Origin of the sequence: Pseudomonas sp. NFACC13-1, assembly GCF_900104425.1 — a bacterium.
Taxonomy (GTDB): domain Bacteria; phylum Pseudomonadota; class Gammaproteobacteria; order Pseudomonadales; family Pseudomonadaceae; genus Aquipseudomonas; species Aquipseudomonas fluorescens_AA.
On the sequence record NZ_FMXV01000064.1, the window covers coordinates 1 to 3,167 of the forward strand.

The window sequence follows — 3,167 nt, forward strand, 5'->3', positions numbered from 1 at the left end:
TGCTGGCGTACCACCAAAAAAGTTTTCTGATCGTCGATGATTTCTCGGATTTCCGCAGTTCGATCCGGTCCATGCTGCGTGAGCTGGGCGTCAAGAGCGGAAAAGGGGGCGGATTTATTTAATTGCGCTGTTCTTAAATAAATCTGTCTCTTTTTCTCTTTTTCTCTTCTCTTGTCCCCTTTTCTCTTTTAAAAAAATGCACCTAAGGTGGAAACTGATGAGCGAGCAGGGGCTGTATCAAAAAATTGGCCAACTTTTATTGGATGCTGGTCCCTCGGAAGCTCAGAAAATAGTTGTTAGAGCTAGACTTTTTGCCGAGGGCGATGGAGGAAGTTATGAGTTTGATTATTTCGATAAAACAAGCCGCTCAAGCTGGTTTGATCCAGGCAGCAGGGCTGTGGGAGATTTGACAGAGTTATTGGTTGAGCTCCGGCGCTACTATGTTGAAAATGGATTGTGCCAAAATGGGAAGCCTTGGTCTTCGTGTGCAGTTACTTTGGATGTAGAGAAAATGAAAATTAGTATTGACTACAATTATGATGATTAAATTTTTTTGCGGAGGTAGGGGCTTGGAAAAAAGGGCCGGATTTATTTGTTGGAAAAGGGGCGGATTTATTTAATTGTTAGGCTCCTAGGTTTCCAAATAAATCTGTCCCCTTTTCTTATAAGTCTGTATTTTCGGTTTTGTCAGAATCTTAATGTTAATTGTTAAAGCTGTCTCCTGTTTACGAGGGGGGCCGGGGACAGCCCACGTTTCTGTACAGTTTTTTAAAGAGAAAACATGGTCTTTTTCCTGTTTTCTTCTTTGAGAAAAAATCTACAGGTGAGGTTGTTGTGCCTCGGAGTGCGTTGTAATGAAGTTGAAAATTGAATTTCCCAAGAATTTGGTTACGGATGAGTTGCTTCGGCAGAAGCGGATTCCCTGTGTATGCAAGATCGCCAGCGAGTTTGAGGTTTTTTTTGCGGAAACTATTCCTGAATCGTCTGGAGTGGTGTTGGGGTGGGATCGGAAGGAATTGGAGTTAAGAGCTGTTGCAGGGGCGGGTGGTCAGTATACGCATCATGCTTCTGGTCTGATTACGCTGAAGGATATCGGGGGTGGGGTTTATGAAATAATTGATCTTGAGATGTTTTATAGGAGTTTTGGTTGGTGCGCTATCTTGAGGGACGGTGAATATGCACCACCAGGGGAATTCTGGGACGAAGAGTAACGGTTGCGAGGATTTATTGCCGCCTTCACCAAAAGCTGGCGAGAACTAAACATGAATTCTTTGTTGTCGGACTGGTGTGCCTTCTGTGAAGACAGGGCGGTTTTTGATAAGTCTCACTTTTTGGGATTGTTGAAAGCGCACAGTGGCTCTGAGGAGATTCGACGTATATTTAGTTATTTTCCGTCCTCGGAAGCGTTGGTTGATAGAACTGAGCGCGTTCTTGCCTCCGGAGATATGGACTCCTCTCTGTATCTCTTGCCAAGACTTAAAGTTGGAAATGATGAGTTAATTCAGCTAGGTCGGGAGTGGCTCAAGGAGCAAGAAAGAGTATGTGGGGTTCTCGGTGATTCCGAAATCCTCAGTATTTGTGAAGATGCCCGAGTGCTTTTTGTTAATGGTCACGATATGGATCGCTGGCTTCAAAAAGATATTCCTCATTATTGGGTTTTTGATGAGATTGGGGATGCGATCAGAGGGAGCCGGATTTCTGAAGCTGAGCAAATTTATGCGCTGTTTGAGGCGCTTTATGGATTGGCTGCGGATTATTACCTTGCTTGGTATATTGGGTGGCCGTTGTTTAAGTTCGATATTGATCTGGAACCCTATTTTAGATTCTGGCGGGCCGGAGGAAGATGTGCTCTCACCGAGAGTGGGTTCTTTATAACTAACTAGGGCTAGTATGATTAAGGTAAAGGGGTGGATTTATTTAATTGCTCTGTTCTTAAATAAAATATACCCCTTGCTTTCATATTTCCTTTCTTTCTTTTTTACGAGCGAAACACCACCTTACCCAGCACTGGCTAGGATACGCACCCGACGGTTTCGATAGAACGAAATATCTTGTATTGGGACGTTTCCCATTGACTTGCAGGACATTTCCTAGAAAATTCCAAACCCTTGCGCCTGCCGATTCTGGTGCCTAGTCTTTGTTCGCCGCTGCCAATCCAGCGGTCGGGTTTAGCAGCTCGGAATCACGTTAGGCGCATGGTAACTGCCATTCAGTGCGGGCATTTTATTGCTCGAAGTTTAATGGCTGCTGTGCGCAGGGCATCTTCGGGTGCGCCGGTCTCCTAACGTACCGGTCTGCTAACCTGCGCATGGCTGCCACCCATTCGTTTAGCAGCGAACGTGGCGGCTCTCACTTACGTTAGGGGTATTCCATGGACAAGCTCATACCAGACCCACCCGTTCCCCCGCTGCATCTGGACATCGCGGCCGACGCCAACGCCGAACGTGTCATCGATTCCTATCTGAACCCCAAACCAGCCCAGCCTGACAAGCAGTCATCTCCCGACCAGCTATTCACTGTCGTGGAGGGCATTGATGCTGAGAGCCTGCTGGCCAACCTCAGCGAAACCCTGGCTTCTGCCAATGTCATGGCCAATGACTTGGCGTTCGAACTGGAAGGTTCTCGACGGCATTTTGCCTTGGGACTGCAACAGCTGATTGAACTGGGGCAGATGTTGGCAAACCGGGCGCTGGATGTCGTAGACCCCAGATAGGTGCTGAGAGAAGCGGATTTGATCAAATCCGTTTTTGGGTAGGCGCGTGCGAGCGAAGCGAGGCTGCGATCTGAACCTGAAAGTTGACTTTCAGGCGACGATCAAAGGATCGCAGCCTCGCTTCGCTCGACAGCTCCTACAGTCCCTAGCCCAAGTTTTATTAAAGGCTGAACCGCCCAACCTTACTGTTCAAGTTCACGACCAGGTACAGGTTAACCATGTCCCCGGTTCAACTGTTCTATGCCCGGCAGGTAGCCGATAGGTCTCGGAGCCTGCCCGCACAATCTCTTAACGGAACGCCATTTTCTGCCGATACCCTGATGAGCCCTGGTTTTTCCAGCGTTTCGGCGTGCGGAAACGGCTCGCAATGTGCGTCACGACACAGCCAGACCAAGCGATTGCTGAAATCCCTTGAACGTTGCTGGCTGGTGGCTATCATCTGCGCGCCTCGGGG

The 3,167-nt window shown here is 48.0% G+C and carries 5 protein-coding genes; all 5 read left to right on the forward strand.

The window, feature by feature from the left end; all coding sequences use genetic code 11:
* Positions 1-217 precede the first annotated feature (217 nt).
* Positions 218-547 (forward strand): antitoxin YezG family protein, encoded by a 330-nt coding sequence (locus BLQ55_RS30975; RefSeq protein WP_176814275.1) that lies wholly within the window; start codon positions 218-220, stop codon positions 545-547.
* A gap of 307 nt (positions 548-854) precedes the next feature.
* Entirely contained in the window at positions 855-1,211 is a 357-nt protein-coding gene (locus BLQ55_RS30980; protein ID WP_092205392.1) for a hypothetical protein, read from the forward strand.
* Between the two features lie 51 nt (positions 1,212-1,262).
* On the forward strand, positions 1,263-1,883 hold the full coding sequence (locus tag BLQ55_RS30985; RefSeq protein ID WP_092259515.1) for a hypothetical protein: 621 nt from the start codon (positions 1,263-1,265) through the stop codon (positions 1,881-1,883).
* A 488-nt stretch (positions 1,884-2,371) separates the two neighbouring features.
* Positions 2,372-2,713 (forward strand): DUF6124 family protein, encoded by a 342-nt coding sequence (locus BLQ55_RS30990; RefSeq protein ID WP_092259518.1) that lies wholly within the window; start codon positions 2,372-2,374, stop codon positions 2,711-2,713.
* Between the two features lie 218 nt (positions 2,714-2,931).
* Positions 2,932-3,167: hypothetical protein (locus BLQ55_RS32350; RefSeq protein WP_218130133.1), on the forward strand; the 236-nt coding region annotated here is incomplete at its 3' end.